Genomic DNA, 21,613 nt, shown 5'->3' with positions numbered 1-21,613 from the left:
GTCTATCTGCTTAAGACAGAGTACTATTCAAGAATTAGTCTTATTGCCCAACTTACAGCGTTTTCATATATGGTTAATAATGTTAATTTTTACGGCGGAGTACAAACCTAGGTTTGCACTCCATCGAATATAACCAACTGTTACTGAAAACGCTGTAAGTAGATAGCCGTTTTTACAATGCTGTTATAAGGTAATGATCTCATCACCTCGGCTGACTAACACCACATCCGCAGGTCGCATAGCAAAAATACCCACGGCAACAACACCGGTAATATTATTGATCGTTTGTTCCCATTTGATGGGTTCCATAATATTAAGATTATGGACATCCAGAATATGGTTGTGGTTATCGGTAATAAAATTTTCGCGCCACACCGGTTGGCCGCCAAGCTTAACCAGTTCTCTGGCTACAAAGCTTCTGGCCATCGGCACCACTTCAACAGGCAAGGGGAATGCGCCCAACACATCAACGCATTTGGAGCCATCGGCGATACATACAAAAGTTTTACTGGCCGCTGCAATAATTTTTTCCCGTGTTAATGCGCCGCCGCCGCCTTTAACCAACTGTTTCAGTGGATTGATTTCATCAGCACCATCGACATACACTTCAATCGTGCCCACCGCATTTAAATCGTATACCGGAATACCCAGTTTTTTTAACAGCGCCGTACTGCCTTCTGAACTGGATACCGCACCATCAATATCGGCTTTAATATCGGCCAAATAATTGATAAAGTGATTAACCGTCGAGCCAGTGCCCACACCAATAATAGCGACATTTTTAACGTATTTTAAAGCCGCATGAGCAACTTTTTGTTTTGATTCATCTTGAGTCATGAGTTTATTTTGTCATAAAGGTTAAAAAAACAGCTTGAGATGATACCGCAGATACTCAAAAAGCTCAGCCCTTTTTTAACAGCTTGCCAAACTGCTGTTAAATAGACCGTACAACCGCGCGAAATTTGCCATTACTGGTTTTTGGAATATCGTTACGCCATTCCACTTTAATACGTATCGTCTCACCCAGCAACTGTCGGGCTTGGAGGATAACCTGTTGTTCATCCACTACGCTACCTTGTACGGGCACTAATAAAATTCTCACCTCATCCGGCGTATCCTGCCTTATTTGTGACTCCAGAATATTATCCAGCCCATCAATAATACCGCCCACCATAAATACCTGCCGACCATCCGGCATCAGTAGATAATCTTCCGAGCGCCCTATCAAGCGCTCAACCACCGGAAAATGCCGCCCACAAAGGCAAGCATAGCTTGAATCTGCCAGAGCAATGCTATCACTCATCTGATAACGTATAAGCGGCATCAGAAAATTATCAAAGCCAGTGCAGACCAATGTATAGGTGCTATCGTTTTGAGGTATCAATTCGGTAAAACCATAATCGCTCAAAATATGATAATTACCGTGTTCACAGGTTCCTATCGCACTCACACGTTCCGCCGAGCCGTACCAATCAAAAATTTGCACACCAAAGGCTTCTTTTACTACTTGGCGTTGCTCATCAGTTACTGTTTCGCTGGAAGTTATAAAACAGCGCAACGATTTACCGCGATAACGTCGTCCCGCATTGAGTAAATAACGTGCTAAAAATGCCAACGGGGCTGAATAAGCCATGCCAAAAACAGGATCAAATTTCTCCAGCGCTTGTACATAGGCTTCTACACTGTCTTCTGACAAATGATAAGCTGACATCATTATCGTGTTTTCAGCGATGTTATAACGCCAAAAAGGCGGCTTTGTTTTATTTACCGGTACAATCTTATCACCGCGCATCCACATGCGTCGCTCACCCAGCTTTACCCCAGCCCAATTACATTGCCGCCAAACAAAGGCATTTTCTCGATTAATAGAATGCAGGTGCCGCCATAATTTAAGCGACATGCCCGTTGTGCCACTGGTTGAGGTGGCAACACGGTAATCCCGCAGGTTTTCGGCCAGCATACACTCGCCCTGATGCAAAATATCCTGTTTAGTCAACACCGGAATACGTTGCATATCAGCAAGACAGACTAATTGCTTGGGTAAAAATCCTGCGGTAGCGAATAAATCACGATAATACGGCACATGCAAAGCCGCATGCCCCACCATGGCCTGTAAACGCTTAAGTTGTAACTGTGCCAAGTCATCCGTATTTAACCACTGAGTACTCGCGACTTCATTGGATTCTAAACGAAATTTTGATGAGTTACGCAAACTACGCACCAGGAAATTCCGCGCCGAAACCATAGCATTTTGCACAGCAACAGGACTTTGTTGGTAAAAAGTTGACGAATACATGAGCAATCTAAGTAATAAAAGAAAAACTATCCTGCTGCTACAGAGAATAAGATGCAGCCTCGCCAAATTTACAGCACGTAAATACCGCTGAGCTCATCATAAAGATGAGATAGTTTCTCAAGCACCCTAGCACTGTTATAACGATCCGCTATCGTTTTACGTGCGCTGTCACCCAGCTGCACACGTAACGATTTATCACCTAGCAATCGACCCAAAGCAGCTGCCAATGCGGCGACATCACCCGGTGCAACCAATAAGCCATTCAACTGATCCTTAACCACACTGGCAATGCCTCCCACCGGGGTAACTACAATCGCTTTACCCGCCGACATGGTTTCTAACATAGCCATTGGCAAACCTTCTGCATAAGATGGCAAGGTAAAAATACACGCACGCTGTAATTGTTGTTGTTTTTGATCAGCTGTTATCCAGCCCAGAATTTCAATATTTTCAACGATACCTAACGCTTCAGCTTTGCGCTGCACCGCGGTAAGATCACCGTCACCCGCGATTACCAATTTAATAGCAGGATAAGATAACTTAAGCTGCGCTATCGCGGCTAACAATTCAAATATCCCCTTGCGCTGCTCAGCACGTCCCAAAAACAGGATTCGGCCTTGTTCTTCTTCGTTATGATCACTTAAAGGCTCAAGTTTTACTGAATTGGGCAGGACATAAATATCCGCACGAGGGGCAATCTTGCAGAGAAAATTAGCCCACTCTTCAGATAATGCAATAACTTTAGTGCTTTTTTCAAGCGTTCTACGTATCCACCATTGCATGAGTGTGCATGATTCCTTCGTCACATACTGTTCAAATCCAGCGCCATGCAAGTGAAAAATAGTGTTGCAATCAAACAGCCTGGCCACAGCAAGCAATAATGACTTCCTGATAAAGCTGGCATCAGACGCGCTGTGAACATGCACAACACGCGGCTTATAAAAAAGACACATCCGGAAGACATCAAAAACAGACTTTACCAACAAAACTAGTTTCTTAACTGAGCCGCCTTCAACATGCGAGGTGATATATTTTATAGTGTGTTTCTGCAAAAAACCTTCATCGACTAAAACAGAAACTACCGAGGCAATCCCTCCCTGGCTCAAAGGATCAGTACCTATCATAAGATTCAATACAGTCCTCCCAGCTTCTTAAATATTAGATACTTGCCTGTACGTACTCTTTTGGAATGCAGCAACCTAATCTTTCAGAAAAGATTACGCCATCGCGCTATCCACCGAAAACCATCTATAGCCCAAAGATTTTCAGATCTCGACAAAGTATGTACCCGTAAAAAATCCTTGTACCAACTTGCATCCAATCGCGCTATGGGTGTTTCTAAAAAACTGTGTTTATTGAGACGATCCACACGATTTAAAATAACGGCTTTGCCATATTCCGTACTGCAATCTTGGGCTGGTCGATAAAGAATGCCTTCTTCTATAAATAAATTGCCCGCAGGCCTTGCATTACGTGCGTCTGATTTAACTGGGTTTTCAGGGTGCGCCTGCCAGGTTCCTAGGGGTGTGTCGGAAAAATAGATATGTAACTCATCGTGAATACAAATGCCTTCTTTGGCCACCGAGACAAACATCCACCAATAGCCCTGATATTCAATTAAGGTTGCATCAACCGCGCGAATATCGCTGAGTAACTCCGTCACCTGCTGCCATTTATTTGGAAACGATACGCACTTCCATAATACAATATTTCTGGCTACACCCGATTCTGGCACCATATATAAATCGCCATCCCATTTAAACAAAAAGGGATAAGAAAGATGAGTATCCGCTATCATCACAGGCTGCGCATCGCTGTGGCTGCCATCTTTAAATAACTCAATCGCCACCAAATAACCACGCTGCGTAGAAAATGGCAATTCCTCTAAAAAGATCCACTGCCGATCTTCATGTTCCCACGGAAATGGATCTGCCCAAAAGCAATCCGATTTGGGCACTAAAAACCATTGGCCTATGGGATGAGGAATCATGTCGTTTCCCACACCCGCAACAACAGACCATTGCCCGTTATAAAGCAACTTACGTACAATTTTTTGCGCTATCGCTTTTACTTCCATAAAACGGGCGACAAAAGTAGTTGATGAAATTTGCAGCGATTGTGCAGAGCAGACAGGCAGCACCATCGTTTTAAAATATGAAGATACAACGCGGGCAGGGAAAAATGCCGCTTTTGCTAATGCATCGTGGACACCACGCTTTATGATGAACGGCTCAAGAAGCCCAAATGATTGATATAAACACTGACAACTACCATCTGGAAAGCGAGCCCACAAACTTACTTCAAGAGGTAATCCGGCTGCCGCAGAATGCCGCCCCGCTGACATGGCATCAACATCTAGACCTGCAAATCGAAAAAACCAAAAGCCCAAGCGTCCGTAACCATAGTGCTGACACGCCGCATCTGTGTAATTGCCATAATGCAAAATAACATCAGGCTCACACGAGTCATTAGTCGGCAAAAGATCAACGTTGTGTAATTCTACTAAGGCGGCAATACCAGATTTCGCCCATTTTGGTACGTGTGCTGTTAGGCCAACTTTCAAACTTACTTTAAAATCAACCTGTTTCATTTAGTAGAAATGCGGCACATAACTATTAAATTGATATTTATTAATAAATTAAGCATAATTATTTATTAGCAATGTTCCATGTGGCTATATCTGCGGCAAACTACGAATTTCGACAAATTTAACGATCAAAACTCTACTTTTGCGTTAATGCCGACCGTTTGAGCATCATAGGTAAAATTCGACGCTGCATCCGCATTAGAGCTTCGATCTTCATGCTTAACATTCAAGGATAATTCAGTATTTAACCACGGGGTATAAATAAGGTTTAAGCCAACGTCAACAATGTCATCGACTTGCTGGAAATTAGTATTTTGACCAGAGCCTACACCAGTATTATTAGGATCCCCGCCTAAATAACTTTGATTTTCATAAGAAATCGGCATTTCCACACGTATTTTGGCTGTTGGCAACCACATCGGCCTCACTCTAACACCCGTACTCAAAACAAAAGTCGCATTGGATGTAAAAGCTTGGTCAACTGCGCGCCATGCCGAAAAAACCAGGGTGGTTTTTTCGCTGGGCAACCAATTAATGTCAAGGCGTGCCACTACATCCGAAAAATCCAGATTAACCTTATCTGGGGGGCGCGCAACATTCTGGTGCTCATAATCTTGCTGGACATAGCCAACCCACCCATCCAAACGCAGCTTATCACTGTGCCGCCACTCTCCATCCAGATAATAACTGGTACGAAAAAAAGCATTATCAGAAGGATCGTTATCCGGTCTATTAGGGTATTTGCCATCGGTAATTACGGCACGAAAACCTATTGTGGTTTTGCTTAAATTACGGTACTGCACACTGAATTCACCACTGTTTTGAATTTGGTTACTGTTTTCGCGACCATTTCCATAATTCCAATCGTTGCGCAAAAATCCGGACTTCAAGAAAATGCTGGGCAAAATCTCGTATTCAGCATTAGCAAAATAAAGCTGTGCAGTCTGTAAATTATCAAGCACACCGCCCTGTGTATTCGCATTTAACTGAGCAAAACTTGCCAAAGATTTATCATGTCTGTAACCAATCTCACCTTTTAACCTACTGCCTATCACCCAATTCCATTGCGCAAGCACATCATGACCAAAATAATCCAACTCATCGAAAGCAGTAAACCAATTTTGATTCACGTCTGCATTAACAATAAATTGTTGCCGACTTAAATGCCAATCGACGTTTAAACCTGCTCGAATCTGATTGATAAAACTGTCTTTTAAAGTTTTACCATTGGCTGGATTAGTATTATTGCCAGACGCACGTAACAGGTTACTATCATATGCATGGCTAGTCCCAACATAAGGCGTAAAAGTTTGATTTAACTTAGTTACGGCAAAAGTCGGTGAGCTCAGGACAGCAAAAATGCCCCCTACAATTACTGAATAACCAACACGCTGTAATGAATTGATCGATTTAATATTGCTCACAAAAGCCTTGCGGTGTTTTTTAATTAAACATCTTGTCACTGCGCTGTTCCTGAATTTTTGTATTGCTGTGGCATTGTTCATTTGGTTAATTCCAAAATCGTTATTATTTTTGCCATGTTATACATTTTTATTAACAGAATATAAATAATATATCGTTAAAAATCATTTATTATCGCTCCAATTACAGCGGTTCCAGAGTTTTCTAGCAAATTTTTCATCGCTTCCAATTTTAGCAGCCGAGTTTTATGCTGTCGTGCAAGTAATAATGCCCCGCCCGCTTTAGCTGATAGTATATGCGCATCAGAGCCTTGCGATCCCGCTGGCGTATCCAGAAGAATCACATCATATTCAGCAGACAGCCGTTCTAAACAAGACTCTAGGCCACGACTAATAAGCTCTAGTGGATTGGGTGGTATAGTACCTGCCGATAAAACCGATAAATCCCTAAATCCGGAAATTTGGTTGATTACTGAATGATCAACACGCTGCGCCAAAAGATTAGACAATCCCAATTTACCTTCAAGGTTAAACAACTTGTGTTGGCGTGGCTGACGCAAATCAGCATCAATTAACAACGTACGCTCACCCAGCTGCGAAAATACAATAGCCAAATTAGCAGCAAGAAAACTACGTCCCTCATTGTTAATAGGGCTGACAATCGCCAGCGTCTTACGGTTATCTACAAACCAGCGCAACATCAACTGGCTGCGCACTGCCCGTAAAGTTTCAACTTGCGCGGAAAATGGCTTATAGGCCGCAATAAGCTCAAAACTTAAACCGGTTTTATTGTTGGCTAGAAAAGGAAAATCAAATTGTTGTGCGAGAGCCTGTTGAATATCTTTTTCAGTAATCAATCCTAATGCTTTAGCGGCCTCACCGAATAACATGTTTCTTTCTTTCTGTAAGCGCAATATTCTTTCCGCACCCGCCAAGGTAATTTTCCCGGCATCCAGTAACAACCCCCCCATTGTTAGCGTCTTCACAACACCGCTCGCTTCTTTACAAAAGGCGATTTAGTCTTTTTTGCAGCTGACAGCACTCCTAACACCGGCACACCCAATTGCTCCACCATATCGATAGGCGATCTTAAACGCCGATCCAGCAACTCTACTAAAAATGCCGCACAAACCCCTAATAATGTCCCCAAAAAAACCGACAATAAAATATTAAGCAGAACTTTTGGTTTAGCAGGTTCTTGCGGTATTAACGCAGGATTTAAAATAGCAATATTAGACTGACTGGCCTCACTCTCCATACGGGTTTGCACCGAACGCTGCATGGCGTTATCGTAAAACTTTTGTGCATTCTCAACTTCCCTGGTCAGCACTACCATTTCATTTTGTTGCTGCTTTAACTGTAAAACCTTATCCTTTTGATCAGTTAGTGCGTAAAGTAAGCGCTCGTCTCGTTGTTGCGCTGTAGTCGCGTTATTACTAATACCCTCCAGCACCGTATTGATTTCCGAATCAATTTTATTTTTTAAACTGGTCATCTCCGCATAGGCTTGTTTATATTGCGGATGGTTCTTATCAACACGCTTAGAAACTTCTGCAAACTTAGACTCAGTACGCGCCAGATCACCTTTCAGTCCTTGGACAAAAGCGCTGTTTAACACTTCTTCTAAGGATTCATAAGACCCACTCTTATCGGTCTTGCTTTCAAATTGATGCTTTCTCTTAGATAAGGCTAGCTGATTTTTTCTAGATAACAATTCATAAGTACGAGATTGGCTATCAACCAATTGTTTTGATATGTCCGCTAAGCGCTCATTTTCCAGATCCAATCGCTCATTCATGACCACAATTCCATGTTGCTGCTGATAATCAGACAACTTATCTTGTGCTTGCTGGAGGCGTTCCCGAAAAAAAGACATTTGCTCATCAAACCAGTCGGCGTTTAGTCTGGCTGGCTGTGCACGTAGCTCAATATTAGTTTCAATATAGGCCTGCGCAAAAGCATTGCTGATGTCGGTCGATAATTTGGCATCAATAGCAGAAAAATTGAGCTGCATGACACTGCTTTCCCGAGACGGCAATACTTCCAGATGCTTAACTAAATGATCAGCGATCCAATCACGCAGATCACCCTTATAATTAGCATCAAAACCGGCAGTCAAATGTGTATTTTCAGTTAATTTGAGCCTATCAACCACTTTAAGGGCGACATTATGGCTGGTAATAATATCGACCTGCGTTCCCATAAAAGCATCCGCAAGCTGAGAAGGAATACTCGCGCCTGACACCGGATCAACATTCCACTGATCAACAACCAACGATGTCGTCGCCACATATTCTTTGGGCATTCTTATGCTTAGGGCAGTTATTGCCCCAACCGTACATAATAAAACCGAAATAATTAAATACTTGCGAGAAAACAGAATAATGAGAATTTGCTGAAAATTCATACTACCGTCCTTTCATTAAAACCAACGTTCGTCAATAACAATAACATCGTCTTTTTGCACTAAGTCAGTCAATTTAACCTCTATGTTTTGTATACCGACTTTTTCAGTGCTGCGCTTGATAATAATGTCACGCTCTGTACCACGGGTCGTTAATCCGCCACCTAATGATATCGCTTGCGCTACGGTTAACTTGGGCTCTATACGATAGCTACCAGAACGTTGCACCTCGCCGTAGATATAAAACATGGGCGCTTTAGGAATGTAAATAATATCGCCTTGCTGCACAGGCAATAAGTCAGTTTTTTTGGTGGATTCCAATATTTCGCGTAAATTGATTTCTTGCTTGGTAATTGAACCCGCATTGCGGTGCGCAACCACAGCTTTCTCATCCCCTAAATCCGTTATCCCTCCGGCCATGGCAATAACATCCACTAAAGTATTAGCCGCCTCCAATCCGTAGCGCCCCGGTTTATGAACCTGACCCAGTACGGATACCTGCTGACTTTTAAACTCTGTAACCGCTACCGTTACTTGTGGATCAAGAATAAACCCCCCGCTTTTTAGCATACTCGCTAATTCGTGCTCAACTTCGAAAGTGGTTTTTCCTGCAACAGAAACTTCGCCAACCAACGGAAAGCTAATTCGCCCATCCGTTGAAACGCGGGTTTCAGTTTTTAAGTCTTCGTAGCCATAAACCGCAATGCGCAGCGCATCATCAGCCCCAATAACATAATCAGCAAAAGCCATTTTGACGTGCATCGCCATCAAAATAAACACTGCTAAAAATATCGCAAATGATTTTTGCGTAAAATTCATTATTTGCTCCCCGCTAAGTTATCAATAAAACTAATAGGCATTTCGATCTTTAATAACCACAACAATCGTCATAAAAATAATATAAAAATCGAAGGGTAAAGACCAGTTTCTTAGGTAATCGAGATCACAATCAATTCGAGCTTCCATTTTTTCAAGTAATTCTGTTTCGCCTCTATACCCGTTAACTTGTGCCCATCCTGTAATGCCAGGCTTTACTTTGTGACGAATCATATATCCCTTGATTTGTTTTCTATACAATTCGTTGTGCGCGACAGCATGAGGCCTAGGCCCTACAATGCTCATCCGCCCCTGTAAGACATTAATAAATTGCGGCAACTCATCGAGCGATGTTTTTCTTAAAAAAGCACCAAAGGATGTGATTCTTGAGTCATTTCGGGTAGCCTGTATAACTGAGTCGCCGTTTTCGCTCACCGTCATGCTACGAAACTTATAAACCACTATTTCCTCACCATCCAAGCCATAGCGGTGCTGTTTAAAAATCACAGGCCCTGGCGAGTCCAGTTTAACCCCTAGCGAAATAAGCAGCAACAACGGACTAATCAAAATTAAGATTAACACCGATAAAATTACATCACTGACTCTTTTAACGAAACCATTAATGCCGGCAAATGGCGTTTCACACACAGCAACAATAGGAATTTCATGTATGGCACTGATGTTCGCCTGTATCAAATCATATAAAAAAACATCAGGGACAAAGTAGATAGAAACAGTGGTATCACGCAATTCATCCAGCAAAAACATGATGCGTGGCTGATCAGTCATTGGCGCTGCAATATAAACATGATTAATTTGATTAGTCTTTACAAAGGCAGCCACTTCGGACAATTTTCCTAACAGCTTACCTATCGGCATTTCTGTATCAGCATGTAATCGATTAGGATCGCGGTCATCAAAAAAACCCCAACAATAAATACCGTACACGGGATGTTCTGCAAAGCGTGTTGCCAGTCGCAAACTCAGATCATTGACGCTGACAATCACAGCATTATTCAAATTTTCTTCTGATATGACTAGTCGATCTAATAAATAACGCGCTGATAATTGAGCCAATACAATGGCGAAAGGCGTAATAATAAACCAGGTAACTAAAAGTACGCGGGAAGATTCACCCAGAATTCTTGAAAAATATCCCATTAAAGACATCAAGGTTATAACCACAAACCAGCGTAAAAATATGGCACCGACGGTGTGCGCCCAAAATGTTTTTATACTGGATGTTAAATCGACAGTGTCGAGTAGCTTGGCAACCACTAAAAAAGCAAAAATAGCCAAGATAAATAGCTGCCCCTCAAAAGGAAATTCGTAATACTGCGCTATTAGTATTAAAGTTTCAACGGCAACTAAAGGATTTAGAATTTGCCCTATGACGAATAGTAGAGGTCGCTCATTAATCTTCATATACTAAATTATCATCCCTGTAGGGTTTGGTTAAATTACTCATTAATATTCTAAAGAATGGTTTTAAGCTTTTTTGCTATCAGATTGAATTTAAAAAACTCTCCCACTTACCTTCTTTAATCGATCCTATTTAAATCTAAAGCAAATATTGTGCCGAAATTTTTAACCTGTTGATAATTATCAATTCCATAATAAAATAGCATGATTTATTTGCTGGGTTGACTTATAACTGTAAAAATAATACGACTAAAATAGAGTAAGAAACCATTTCCACCTTTTACTAACCGAGGTGATTAAAAGAAAAGATGGCTCTGCTTAACCCAGCCTATCAAACCTTTACTAAATTTATACTCAAGTAAAAACTCTGGCATAGCAATCCGTATAAATACCTACTTTCAATAGCTTTGCTAACAGTAAAAATAAATTTTTGAACTTAGACTAGCTGGTATTTGCTTACGCTCAATCGCTCTATTTGAGATAAGACAAAAAAAACGACAGCACAAGCATACTGTGCTGAGCACATTACTGGCCTTAGCTAATAACCCACTTTAGAACAACCCAATATTTTTACATTACTCGCAAAAAAATTACTTAATCGCTTAAAAAAGTATAATATTGTCGCTTTATGCATTTATTTTTATAAACCGCACTATCTTCAAAAATTATAAATTATAGTGAGTAACTCGAAAAATATAAGCCTAATATTTTTAATCAGCACTTGCTTTAGTGGGCTGAACTTTAAGTAATTAATTTCATTTAACTTAATGATTTAATAAAACAAACCCAGCCAAAATAAACAATGCCCATTTAATTCAAAGACTAAACAGTAAATATATTTTTACAGTGCCGAGGGATGTATTTTAAAACCTGAATCAAATCAGCTAAAAAAACTAGTCGCCACTTAGTTTGCAGGCTAGAATAACAACTGAAAACACTTTTCACTTGGGCTGAACTTGCGCTATTGCACGTAAATTTATCTTACAAATAAAATCAGTCGCAATGGGCAGATTATGTACTTGCTTCACCTTAAATGTCAAAATTTCTGACTCATATCAGCAAGCAATAAAAATACTGCCTGTAAACAAAATGACTTATATTTTTTATAAGATAAGCCTCGTAAATACAAACGCCATCGGATTGTCAATTTTAAGTAGGGATTCATTATGTTAGAAAGACGCCGTGCAGTGATTATTTCATTTCACTTTGCCGAATATTCGGTAAATTTGGCATTAGCCTTAGCTGAAAAAATCACTGTTTTGTTAATCTTATACCAAGACAATGCCGATAATGAACTAGGCGCAAACTGGCGGCAGGAAATAAATAAACCAAGCTTAGAAATCATTGTTTTGGCAAGGCCAACGTCAGCACCGTCAGTTATTAAAAACATTAATCGTCTCGTTAAAGCGATCAAGCAGTTTTGCCCTGATGTGATCCATTGCCAAGAAGATCCGCGCGACGAATTGGTTTTGAGCCTGCCCTTTTTGTTAAAATGGCCGATTGTTTTAACTATACACGACCCAAAACTTCATTCAGGTAGCGACAGTAAACTCTCTCGCTTTACATTTTATAGGCCGATTTTGCGGCGCAGTGCAGATGTAGCCATTACGCATGGTAATATTATTGCCAAAGAATTAAACAGTATGTACCCTCATTTCAAGGATAACGTATGGTCAATTGCTCACGGCCCTTTGGGCGCAGGTTTTTCTGGCACTATCGCTATACGACCGCAAGGCTACCGATTACTTTTTTTTGGCCGTATACACGCCTATAAAGGACTTAGTTCTTTTGTCGCTGCTGTCATTGCTTTACACCAGAAAGGCTATCCTGTTATCGGTGTTGTTGCGGGAACCGGCTCTGATCTAGAAACTCAACGACAAGCCATGATGGATGCCGGTTGCTTTGAAATTATTGATAAATACATTGCTGCCGAAAACATACCCGAATTATTTCTTAACAGTCTTATTACCGTATTACCCTACACAGACGGCACTCAAAGTGGTGTCGCAGCATTAGCGCTGGGCTTTGGTCGACCCGTAGTCGCCTCTGCGGTAGGATCAATACCAGAACTGGTCCGAGAAGGCGTCAACGGCTTACTTACCCCGCCTTGCGATACTGAAAACCTAACCCATGCACTTGAAAGCATTATTAAAGATGACACTCTGTGGCAGACGTTAGCCAATGGCGCGCTAAACCTTAAATATGGCGAACTTTCATGGGGTGCTATCGCCGATCAAACCTTACTCGCTTATGAATCTACTATTCAATTAAAATCTTAGCGCGGAAGATGATTAAAGGCCAATTAGCTCTTTAAAATTATCTACAATTATCAGGGAGAAAAAATAATGGAATCTATTGCAATTGTTGTTCCTGAGCTGCTGCCCGTGCCCCCCGTGCAAGGAGGTGCAGTTGAGCATTGGGTTGATGAGGCCAGCATAAGACTGGTAGCAAAAAATCGTAAGCTAGCGGTCATTTCACGCCCTGCGGGCATTGCAGGACACAATGACATTGAATATATCGGCATACCCTGGACACCTATAGAACGCTTTTTTCACCGCCTTAAAGAACAAGTCACCTGGAAAAACCCACTTCGCTATATCGCAAAAATTCAAAACGTTTACTCGTATGGGCAGCGCGTAGCTGCTATTGTGCGCAATTTTGATGTCGTGTATTTACACAATGAACCTAATATTTTATTGTTTCTTCAAAAGCGCACTGGTCAGAAAATTGTTTTGCACATGCACAACGATCATCTGTCCACTTACCTGTTCCGCCCCTTTTATCGTCGGGCATTAGCTAAAGCCGATACGGTACTGTGTGTCAGCGACTATATCCGTAGACAAGCCGTAACGCATTTCCCAGAATATGCAGCGCGTTTCCAGGTGCTATTTAATTCCACAGATCCGCAAGTCTTTAAACCTTATGGTGAAGAGGCCTTGCGCCAATTAAACGGTGTTGTGCATTTGGATTCAAACAAACGCTATCTGCTTTACGTCGGACGCTTAACGCCTGTCAAAGGCGTACATATATTAATTGAAGCCTTCCGCAGCATTCATCAGCAAATGCCAGATGTTCAGCTCATTATTACTGGTTCGTCTTTCTTTGGGGGAGCGGCCAAAACAGCTTATGAACAAGAATTGGTCACCTTAGCAGAGCCTGTTAATGAAGCCATCATTTTCACCGGGTTCTTACCCCATGAAAAGCTCAAGTACCTGTATTCTGCTGTAGATTTAATTGTGTTACCTTCAACATGGCAAGATCCTTGCCCACTGGTAGTGCTTGAAGCCATGGCATCTGGCACCTGTCTTATAAGCTCTGCCGTTGGCGGCATACCAGAGATTTTGGAGACAGGTAAAAATGGCATATTAGTAGAGCCCGGTGATGTTTCCGCGCTTGCTAATGCGGTTTTCAGCACGTTAAATGCCCCAGAAATGATGACTAAAATGGAGAATACAGCCCGCCAGAAAATTATTGCTGGCTATACTTGGGAGCGGCTTGTTAGCGAGCTAGAGCCTATACTAAGTGATAGCCAATCAGCATAATACAGATGTCACATATTTTCATTTTTCGATTTCCGAAATAATACGATGGTACCCTCATGATTGCGATTGTTTACCCTCAATTCTATGGCGTAGGTGGTATTGCCCGCTATTTGGATTCATTTCTTTCCAACTTACCCCAAGATCACCCGAACATCTACCTTATAACCGGGGATGAGCATCAAGTCGCCCGTAGTTATCCAGGCGTTGAAATCATTCATATAGGGTTTAGCTCCAGCCGAATCAATCTTTTTACGTGGGGGTTACAAGCTCGAAAACTGCTTATTGAATTATATAAAGAAGGTAAAATTCAGTGGATTAACTTACATTTCCCGCCTTTAATTCCGGCATTATTTTTGCCAAGATCTATTCCAGTTGTGTTAACCGTGCATTCAACCTACCTGGGTTTCTCCGGACATTTTTACCCAGATAAATTTTATGACAGTGAAATTAACTGGCTATCTTTAAAAATAAAGATGTGGATGGAATCACGAATCTATAAAAATTCCTCAAAAGCCATCACTTTAACTGAATTTGGCCGTCAACAAATGGATGCCTACGGATACAATAAATCTATTGATATTATTCCTAATGGTGTCGATTTAAACCAGTTCACTCCGTCATCAGATACTGTAAAAGATATTGACGTTGTCTTTACCGGCAGAATTGAAAACCTTAAAGGCAGTAAGGCAATGGCTACTATTTGCCGACAATTGGTCGCGCAGAAAAAAGATATTGTGATTTATATAGTCGGCTATGGAGAAGATGAAGCCTGGGTTCGACAACAATTAGATGACTTAAAAGAAAATATTATTATGACGGGAAAGGTGCCTTTTGCCGAAATGATGGATTATTACAATCGCAGCCATGTTTATGCTTCAACCTCCTATTACGAAGGCTTACCTGGCACATGCCTGGAAGCCATGGCGATGGAGCTACCCGCAGTCGTCTGGGATTTCTTGTTTTATCGGGGTTTGGTAATAAATGCCGAAACAGGCTTGCTAGCTGCGCCCAATGATTTTACTGCCATGATCAGTCACCTACTAGAATTACTATCAAATCCTCAACGTGCGCTAGAAATGGGCAAAAAAGGCCGTGCGTTACTCGAAAAAAATTATAACTGGGATAAATTGGCTAAAAACGTACTGGAGGTTTTTAAATGAATAACCGACCGTTACGTGTCATGATGCTAGGTTTGCGGGGTTTCCCTAACATACAGGGCGGCGTAGAAACCCATACCGAGCATTTATGCCCTTTACTGGTAGTACTGGGCTGTGACGTTACCGTACTGACCCGATCACTGTATAAACCTGCTGCGGCGTGCTCCCCTTGGAAGGGTGTAAAATTTGTCTCCCTCTGGACGCCAAAATCTAAAGGACTGGAGGCCATTGTGCATAGTTTTTTGGGTGTAATCTATGCCGCTGTCAAGCGCCCTGACATTCTGCACATACAGGCTATTGGCCCTGCATTGATGACACCGCTAGCAAGACTCTTGGGTTTACGGGTTATCGTGACCCACCATGGCCCCGATTACGATCGCCAAAAATGGGGGGCATTTGCCCGTTTAGTCCTACAACTTGGCGAACGCTGGGGAATGCGTTACTCGAATGGGCGTATTGTAATTTCCAAAGTTATTGCCGATTTAGTGCTTACAAAACACGGCGTAACTGCTGAACAAATTCCTAACGGAGTTGATCTGCCATTATTTCCCAACTCAATAGAAGCCCTTAATAAATTTAAACTCATTCCGGGGCATTATGTCTTGCTGGTCAGCCGAATGGTGCCCGAAAAACGGCATCTGGATTTAATAGCTGCATTCAAACTGGCTAATGTGCCCAATTGGAAACTGGTTCTGGTCGGTGATGCAGATCACCCCGATGCTTATCAACGCGAAGTTATTGAAAAAGCGATTGAAGCTGGCGCAGTTATGACTGGCATTCAGCAAGGTTTGGCTTTGCAAGAACTCTATGCCCATGCGGGTTTATTTGTATTACCTTCCTCTCATGAGGGCTTACCGATTGTTTTGTTGGAGGCACTGAGCTTTGGACTGCCTGTACTGGCAAGTGACATCCCCGCAAATCTGGAAGTAGGTTTAGCATCAGCACATTATTTCCCCTTGGGCAATATAGAGGTGCTTGCAAACAGCATTAAACAATGGTCAATTAAAGGTTTAACCAGGAGCGCACGCGAAAGCACGCGAATATGGGTAACCGAGCGCTATAATTGGCAAATTATAGCGGAAAAAACCTACAAACTTTACTTAAGTCGCCTGAGTAAGGCTACATTTTTTTCTGTCAAAAAAAAACTATCCCAATGAAATAATTCAGTTTTCCATTTTTTAGATAGAAAACTGAATCATTGCTTTTATTTTTATTTTAAAGTATTTAAAGCCGTAATAAGCAAAATCGTATTAGCGTTATAACCAATGCCGACTTCGCTAGTAATATAATTTTCAGATTTCTTGGAATAAGTAGCACGGTCAGAATCAAATCTTTCTTTGGACGTTTTAAATATTTTCATTCCGCTTATGGGGGCTGGCCCAGAAACTATGCCGCCTTTAGGCAAGTTACCCCCTATTACAGTCGCCCAATGATGAGGATTTGAGGGGGGGGTTAAACCATATCCCACAACAAAGCCACTTCCCCAGGGATTAAGCCCTAATAGCCAATCACGCGCTTGAACAGCCACAGTAGCATCTTTTATTAAATTGACACGCTTGGCAAGCGCAATAACAGCACCATGCGCTCCATTTAATGCTACCTGCCCCCAACCCATACGCCCTGGCGTACCCCAAGGCGAGTTTTCTACAGTTGCCACTGAAATGGCATCTTGAGCAGCTGTTTGTAAAAAATCGCAGGCCAGTGATCGAGCCTTAATGTCCTTGGTTGCCATGTTGCCCAACGCACCGCATAAATCCGCAGCCGTCAACACACCTACAGCAGGAACGGAAAGGTTATGATCATTATCATCAAGGTAGGTATAAGCATCCTTATGATATTGGGCATCTCCAGTAACCCGCCACAACATAGCGGCGGCAAAACTCATATCATCATGCCATGTCAGGTTATCGTAAAAATGATCAGGCATTTGTTCAGCAGATTGATTGGTTTTACCTTGTTGATACCATTGCTGAGCCTGCGTTAATAAATGTATGCGCTCTTTTCCCGTACTGCGCTCAGCCGCAAGAGCCAATGCGGCAGCAGCTTTACCCATCAAGCCGGATAAGACTGTGGTGTAAGCAAATCGATGGCCTATTCCCGGCAACTTAGATTGGTCATCTATTGCAGGATCACGAAAGCCAATGCCATGATCACGCATATCACCTACTTGGCCAATAAATAAATCCGGAAGTGGATGCGCTTTTAGTAACCAGCGTATCCCCACATCAGCTTCCTTACGTAATGCTTTAGCATTGACAGGATCAAACTTGGCGGCGATCTGTAAGAGGATAGCCGAGTAGGCGGTAGTTTCCGTAAAGTGTATTTGATCGCCGGCATCCATCCACCCCCCTGTCAGGTCAAACTTTTTGTTATCGTAGCGCCCACCTTTAACAATTGCATCGTGTAAATGGGAGGGCTTATGTAACGATGAAGGCTCATAACCATCTCGGTTAGCGACAAACAACTCCAGAAATATTGCAATCAAATCATTGCCTGCATTTTTATCAATGTGCCATGGTTGGGAGTTGATTTTTTCTACCTGCACCGTATAACGCCCAGGCTTTGTTAACTCAGAAAAATCAGCCGTTGCAGCATAATTCCACGGCTCTGAGATATTGGCTTTTTTAAGTTTGCCAGTGAACACCGTCACACCTTTTTCGTTGGTTACAGCGAATTTTTTATCAGCGTATAAATTTTTTGAGACTACAACAGCAATTTTCGCCTCATGGGGTTTGGATGGGCCTCCTGTGCGAATGACATCCGGCAATGTTGAAGCGAAGGCTTTAAACTGTGTTACTGAGAATAAAACAAGCCCTAATGAACTTACAATATTTAGTAATTGCTGCCGACTCTGTGGAGTTATACGTTTATTCATTTTAACAAACCTCTCTATTGATGACTTAGCGTTTTCAATTTATGACAGTTAATTTCAAAACTTGGCGGCACGCTTGAAATAATCTTTACATCATTACTGATTATTAGTCCAAACATTTGTTTCAAAATTCTAAAAGCGCATCTTTGTTGGTGCTTTTGTTTTTAACCCTGCTTTCTTTTGGAAAATACCTCTTTAATCAGAGTGAGTTTCGGCGGATAAATTCGAACACAACAAGCCACCAAACGTATAAGTTAAGGGGCTTTAATCACAATTGATCAATAACTGCTCAGAAAAACCAGACTCCGGATTTCTAAATTATCACGTCTGCAAAATTTGGACACCAACGAAATCATAACAACCCTTGCAGCATTTCGTCCAATTATTAGGCCAGCGCACTTTAGGCAATTGGCCTGATAATTGAAGTTATACTTGTGCTGCCGCGCCATGTATCGCTATTGAGCATTCACGCCGCAAGAAAAAAAGCGGTGGTATTGCACAATTTAAGGCTTTTGATACTCATGCGATGGATCAAAAAGTAATTTTAGGAGCATTGCAATAAAATACAGCTGACGAACGTGTGTTTTTAATGGCAACTAAAAAGCTGGCGACCCAATCTGGTAAGCAAATTTCTCGCGATCTAAAACCGTCCGGTTGACCACATGTGGCTTTAAATTCATCGCGGTTAGATGGGTACAGGTAATGGGTGCGCATTGCTCGCCGAGCACTAATTTTAGAATACCACTGGCTTTTTGTCCGCTCAATGAGCCCAATCTATTGAGCACCCTATCTCCCCGCCAATGGTGTTACAAGAATTGTTTTTCATCATCTTTTACAAAAAAATAAATTTTATTTTCGCTTAATTTAGCAAATAAGCCCGCTGCACTGGCTTGATGCCATCATAATATTTTGACCCTCATTTTTTTTTAAAAAACGCTATTGTAGAGGCTGTATAAATGAATTAGTATGACCACCGCTCGCTAGTACATTTTTTTAAAATTTCAATGTTTATGAGTCGGAAAATAAAAAAAACATTGGGTGCTGTAGAGTGACACAAAATCCTCAAATACATCAGCTTCCATTTTTTATTTATTTCTAACCGACCTTACACTTGACGATAAGTCACTGAAACGAATGGGCGTTTTTATAACGGATTGCCTAATTGGTTTTTATCAATAGAGTTCTTTCTGTACAATTAAACAACAAAAACGTTCGCTCATTAATTCACAAATTATTTAAAGGTTTTTTTTCATGGGTAAAAAATTAGGATCGTGTTTGATACTAGGCTTAGCTATCAATACGTTATTGTTTTCAGGGTCAGCTTTATCAGCCGTCAATCCAGTTAGATTTAATATACGACTAAACGATATCGGTATCGGCGTAGATGGCACGGATGTTAACAACAGACGCTTATTTGTGTCATTAGGAACAGGGTTTTCTACCGCAAAAGCCTTTGATCCTACCGTTAAATTTGATAACCCTGGAACCTACAGTATTGAATGCGGTGGCGTTAAAATTAAAAAAAGTGGCGATATTTGTCATTTTAAGCCCGTAAAATATGGTGATTCTACGCAAGTCATCAAGGTTTACAAAGGCAGTGCAACAACCCCTGTCGATACCTACACGGTAGTTTTCAGCAACCTTCCTATTGCACAAATCACTACCGATGCCGCAATTGTAAATACACCAAAAGTGCGTGGGGATTTTCGTTTAATGAGTGGCGAATTCAACCAAGATATCACATCACCTATGGGTATAGAATTCAGAGGCCAAACAACCCAGGAGTTCCCCAAAAAATCTTATGGTTTTCAACTGGGTACCGCTGCAAAAAGTACCAAAGTTAAATTGCTTGATTTAGCAGAAGGCGATGATTGGATATTGGATGCTTCTTACGCCGATAATACCTTTGCCCGTAATAATATCGGTATGGATATTTTTAATGAAATCCATCCTAATAAAGATAAAAGCCGGGCTAACGGGCAAAATGCCATAAAGGGACGTTTAGCTGAAGCCATCGTGAACGGCAAGTATGCAGGGATTTATATTTTAAACCAACATGTTGGCCCGACGCTTTTGGGACTAAAGCTTGAAAAAGGCAGCGTAATCTATAAAGCCGATTTTGCCCAATGGAAAACAGACCTTTTCTTCCCCTACAAGAAAGGTGACATTGAGTTTAACTTTTCCCAAGTTTACCCCAAAACAAAAGCCGACTTTACACCGCTTAAAAGCCTTATTGACTTCGTTGTCACATCAGCTCAATTTCCTTTCACCGACAACATAGAAAATCGCATTGATCTTACAAGCCTTGCTGATTGGTATTTGCTAACGAGAGTGACTCAAGCTTCAGATAACAGCTCCAAGAATTTTTTCCTGGCTAAAAATGCCGGCGGGGACTTTTTTATTGTGCCTTGGGATCATAATGCAACTTTTGGTATGTTTTGGGATGGCAGCAAGGAAAACACCCGTACCGATTTTCTGACACCGGATAATAATTTAATCGTCAAATTATTGAAGTATCCTGAGAGCAATTTTAACGCTATTTTACAAGAGCGTTGGAACGTATTAAAAAATACTGTTTTCCTAAAAAAGAATTTGCTGGCACGTTTTAGTAAAGTTAAATCGCAGTTAGTCCGCGGTGGTGCTTTAAGTAGAGAACAAGCAACATGGAAGCCAACTACGGTAACAACAACCATAGTAGTCAATAAAAAACCCGTTAAAGTTTCTTATAAGGTTCCTGACTATAACTTAAGCACACCAACTTATATAGACAAATTCTTGTCTGTGCGCATACCTGCTATGAACGCTTATATTAATAGCCTTCCAAAGTAAATAATGGCTTTTATTTAACTGTTGTAAGTTCAATATGATTTGAAACTACAGCTGCAAATATAAACCCTCGCCGGATTTCCGTACGAGGGTTTTTTATGTCGGTTAATTTTAAATTGCCGGACTAAATAGCAAATATACCGAATTAAAAAGCCTATCCCGTAAGCCGCTACCAACTAAGAAGGGGCAGTTTAAAAAAAGCCGTTCGTGGTGAGCTTGTCGAACCATGAACAACAAACCCTTCGAGAAGCTTGGGGCGAACGGATGCCC

General features: G+C 41.5%; 15 protein-coding genes. 5 read left to right on the top strand and 10 right to left on the bottom strand.

The features are described from left to right. Positions 1-183: 183 nt before the first annotated feature. The 9 genes from rpiA to ACHZC4_RS14210 all read right to left on the bottom strand — a co-directional run bounded on the left by rpiA (position 184) and on the right by ACHZC4_RS14210 (position 10,949). Entirely contained in the window at positions 184-837 is a 654-nt protein-coding gene (gene rpiA / locus ACHZC4_RS14250) for a ribose-5-phosphate isomerase RpiA (protein ID WP_394754527.1), read from the bottom strand. A 97-nt stretch (positions 838-934) separates the two neighbouring features. Further along, positions 935-2,296, bottom strand: coding sequence for a phenylacetate--CoA ligase family protein (locus tag ACHZC4_RS14245; RefSeq protein WP_394754526.1), 1,362 nt, complete (start codon positions 2,294-2,296; stop codon positions 935-937). A gap of 68 nt (positions 2,297-2,364) precedes the next feature. Then, positions 2,365-3,420 carry a glycosyltransferase gene (locus ACHZC4_RS14240; RefSeq protein WP_394754536.1) on the bottom strand — a complete coding sequence of 352 codons (1,056 nt, stop codon included), beginning with the start codon at positions 3,418-3,420 and terminating at the stop codon, positions 2,365-2,367. A gap of 83 nt (positions 3,421-3,503) precedes the next feature. Continuing rightward, positions 3,504-4,886: a hypothetical protein gene (locus ACHZC4_RS14235; RefSeq protein WP_394754525.1), complete on the bottom strand. Its 1,383-nt coding sequence runs from the start codon at positions 4,884-4,886 to the stop codon at positions 3,504-3,506. A 125-nt stretch (positions 4,887-5,011) separates the two neighbouring features. Beyond that, the gene (locus ACHZC4_RS14230) at positions 5,012-6,346 is read right to left on the bottom strand and encodes a hypothetical protein (RefSeq protein ID WP_394754524.1); all 1,335 of its coding nucleotides are present in this window, start codon (positions 6,344-6,346) and stop codon (positions 5,012-5,014) included. A gap of 116 nt (positions 6,347-6,462) precedes the next feature. Further along, positions 6,463-7,290: a chain length determinant protein tyrosine kinase EpsG gene (gene epsG, locus ACHZC4_RS14225; protein WP_394754523.1), complete on the bottom strand. Its 828-nt coding sequence runs from the start codon at positions 7,288-7,290 to the stop codon at positions 6,463-6,465. Further along, positions 7,287-8,711, bottom strand: coding sequence for a chain length determinant protein EpsF (gene epsF, locus ACHZC4_RS14220; protein WP_394754522.1), 1,425 nt, complete (start codon positions 8,709-8,711; stop codon positions 7,287-7,289). The genes epsG and epsF overlap by 4 nt, the downstream gene beginning before the upstream one ends. 15 nt (positions 8,712-8,726) lie before the next feature. Continuing rightward, positions 8,727-9,527: a polysaccharide export protein EpsE gene (epsE, locus tag ACHZC4_RS14215; RefSeq protein WP_394754521.1), complete on the bottom strand. Its 801-nt coding sequence runs from the start codon at positions 9,525-9,527 to the stop codon at positions 8,727-8,729. 30 nt (positions 9,528-9,557) lie between these two features. After that, positions 9,558-10,949, bottom strand: a complete 1,392-nt coding sequence (locus ACHZC4_RS14210) for an undecaprenyl-phosphate glucose phosphotransferase (protein WP_394754520.1) — start codon at positions 10,947-10,949, stop codon at positions 9,558-9,560. A gap of 1,163 nt (positions 10,950-12,112) precedes the next feature. Here ACHZC4_RS14210 and ACHZC4_RS14205 point away from each other — a divergent pair. From ACHZC4_RS14205 to ACHZC4_RS14190, 4 genes are all read left to right on the top strand, one after another. Beyond that, positions 12,113-13,225 (top strand): glycosyltransferase family 4 protein, encoded by a 1,113-nt coding sequence (locus ACHZC4_RS14205; protein ID WP_394754519.1) that lies wholly within the window; start codon positions 12,113-12,115, stop codon positions 13,223-13,225. 66 nt (positions 13,226-13,291) lie between these two features. After that, positions 13,292-14,488: a glycosyltransferase family 4 protein gene (locus tag ACHZC4_RS14200; protein WP_394754518.1), complete on the top strand. Its 1,197-nt coding sequence runs from the start codon at positions 13,292-13,294 to the stop codon at positions 14,486-14,488. Positions 14,489-14,544: 56 nt separating this feature from the next. Next, entirely contained in the window at positions 14,545-15,648 is a 1,104-nt protein-coding gene (locus tag ACHZC4_RS14195) for a glycosyltransferase family 4 protein (RefSeq protein ID WP_394754517.1), read from the top strand. Continuing rightward, complete coding sequence (locus ACHZC4_RS14190) at positions 15,645-16,802, top strand: glycosyltransferase family 4 protein (RefSeq protein WP_394754516.1); 1,158 nt, start codon at positions 15,645-15,647, stop codon at positions 16,800-16,802. The genes ACHZC4_RS14195 and ACHZC4_RS14190 overlap by 4 nt, the downstream gene beginning before the upstream one ends. A 53-nt stretch (positions 16,803-16,855) precedes the next feature. Here the strand turns inward: ACHZC4_RS14190 and ACHZC4_RS14185 are convergent, their stop codons facing one another. Further along, positions 16,856-18,520 (bottom strand): glycoside hydrolase family 9 protein, encoded by a 1,665-nt coding sequence (locus ACHZC4_RS14185; protein ID WP_394754515.1) that lies wholly within the window; start codon positions 18,518-18,520, stop codon positions 16,856-16,858. A 1,248-nt stretch (positions 18,521-19,768) separates the two neighbouring features. Here ACHZC4_RS14185 and ACHZC4_RS14180 point away from each other — a divergent pair. Continuing rightward, positions 19,769-21,346: a CotH kinase family protein gene (locus ACHZC4_RS14180; protein ID WP_394754514.1), complete on the top strand. Its 1,578-nt coding sequence runs from the start codon at positions 19,769-19,771 to the stop codon at positions 21,344-21,346. The last annotated feature ends 267 nt before the right edge of the window (positions 21,347-21,613 follow it).

The organism is Crenothrix sp., from assembly GCF_043729335.1.
Classification (GTDB): Bacteria; Pseudomonadota; Gammaproteobacteria; order Methylococcales; family Methylomonadaceae; genus Crenothrix.
The sequence above is the reverse complement of the archived record's forward strand: the minus strand, read 5'-3'. Positions and strand labels throughout refer to the sequence as shown.

What these genes read in the sequence shown, in the direction of transcription:
- ACHZC4_RS14235 (WP_394754525.1), bottom strand. Translation starts at nt 4,886, where the DNA reads ATGAAACAGGTTGATTTTAAAGTAAGTTTGAAAGTTGGCCTAACAGCA.
- ACHZC4_RS14195 (WP_394754517.1), top strand. Translation starts at nt 14,545, where the DNA reads ATGATTGCGATTGTTTACCCTCAATTCTATGGCGTAGGTGGTATTGCC.
- ACHZC4_RS14205 (WP_394754519.1), top strand. Translation starts at nt 12,113, where the DNA reads ATGTTAGAAAGACGCCGTGCAGTGATTATTTCATTTCACTTTGCCGAA.
- ACHZC4_RS14210 (WP_394754520.1), bottom strand. Translation starts at nt 10,949, where the DNA reads ATGAAGATTAATGAGCGACCTCTACTATTCGTCATAGGGCAAATTCTA.
- epsE (WP_394754521.1), bottom strand. Translation starts at nt 9,527, where the DNA reads ATGAATTTTACGCAAAAATCATTTGCGATATTTTTAGCAGTGTTTATT.
- ACHZC4_RS14200 (WP_394754518.1), top strand. Translation starts at nt 13,292, where the DNA reads ATGGAATCTATTGCAATTGTTGTTCCTGAGCTGCTGCCCGTGCCCCCC.
- rpiA (WP_394754527.1), bottom strand. Translation starts at nt 837, where the DNA reads ATGACTCAAGATGAATCAAAACAAAAAGTTGCTCATGCGGCTTTAAAA.
- ACHZC4_RS14240 (WP_394754536.1), bottom strand. Translation starts at nt 3,420, where the DNA reads ATGATAGGTACTGATCCTTTGAGCCAGGGAGGGATTGCCTCGGTAGTT.
- epsF (WP_394754522.1), bottom strand. Translation starts at nt 8,711, where the DNA reads ATGAATTTTCAGCAAATTCTCATTATTCTGTTTTCTCGCAAGTATTTA.
- ACHZC4_RS14245 (WP_394754526.1), bottom strand. Translation starts at nt 2,296, where the DNA reads ATGTATTCGTCAACTTTTTACCAACAAAGTCCTGTTGCTGTGCAAAAT.
- ACHZC4_RS14185 (WP_394754515.1), bottom strand. Translation starts at nt 18,520, where the DNA reads ATGAATAAACGTATAACTCCACAGAGTCGGCAGCAATTACTAAATATT.
- ACHZC4_RS14180 (WP_394754514.1), top strand. Translation starts at nt 19,769, where the DNA reads ATGGGTAAAAAATTAGGATCGTGTTTGATACTAGGCTTAGCTATCAAT.
- ACHZC4_RS14190 (WP_394754516.1), top strand. Translation starts at nt 15,645, where the DNA reads ATGAATAACCGACCGTTACGTGTCATGATGCTAGGTTTGCGGGGTTTC.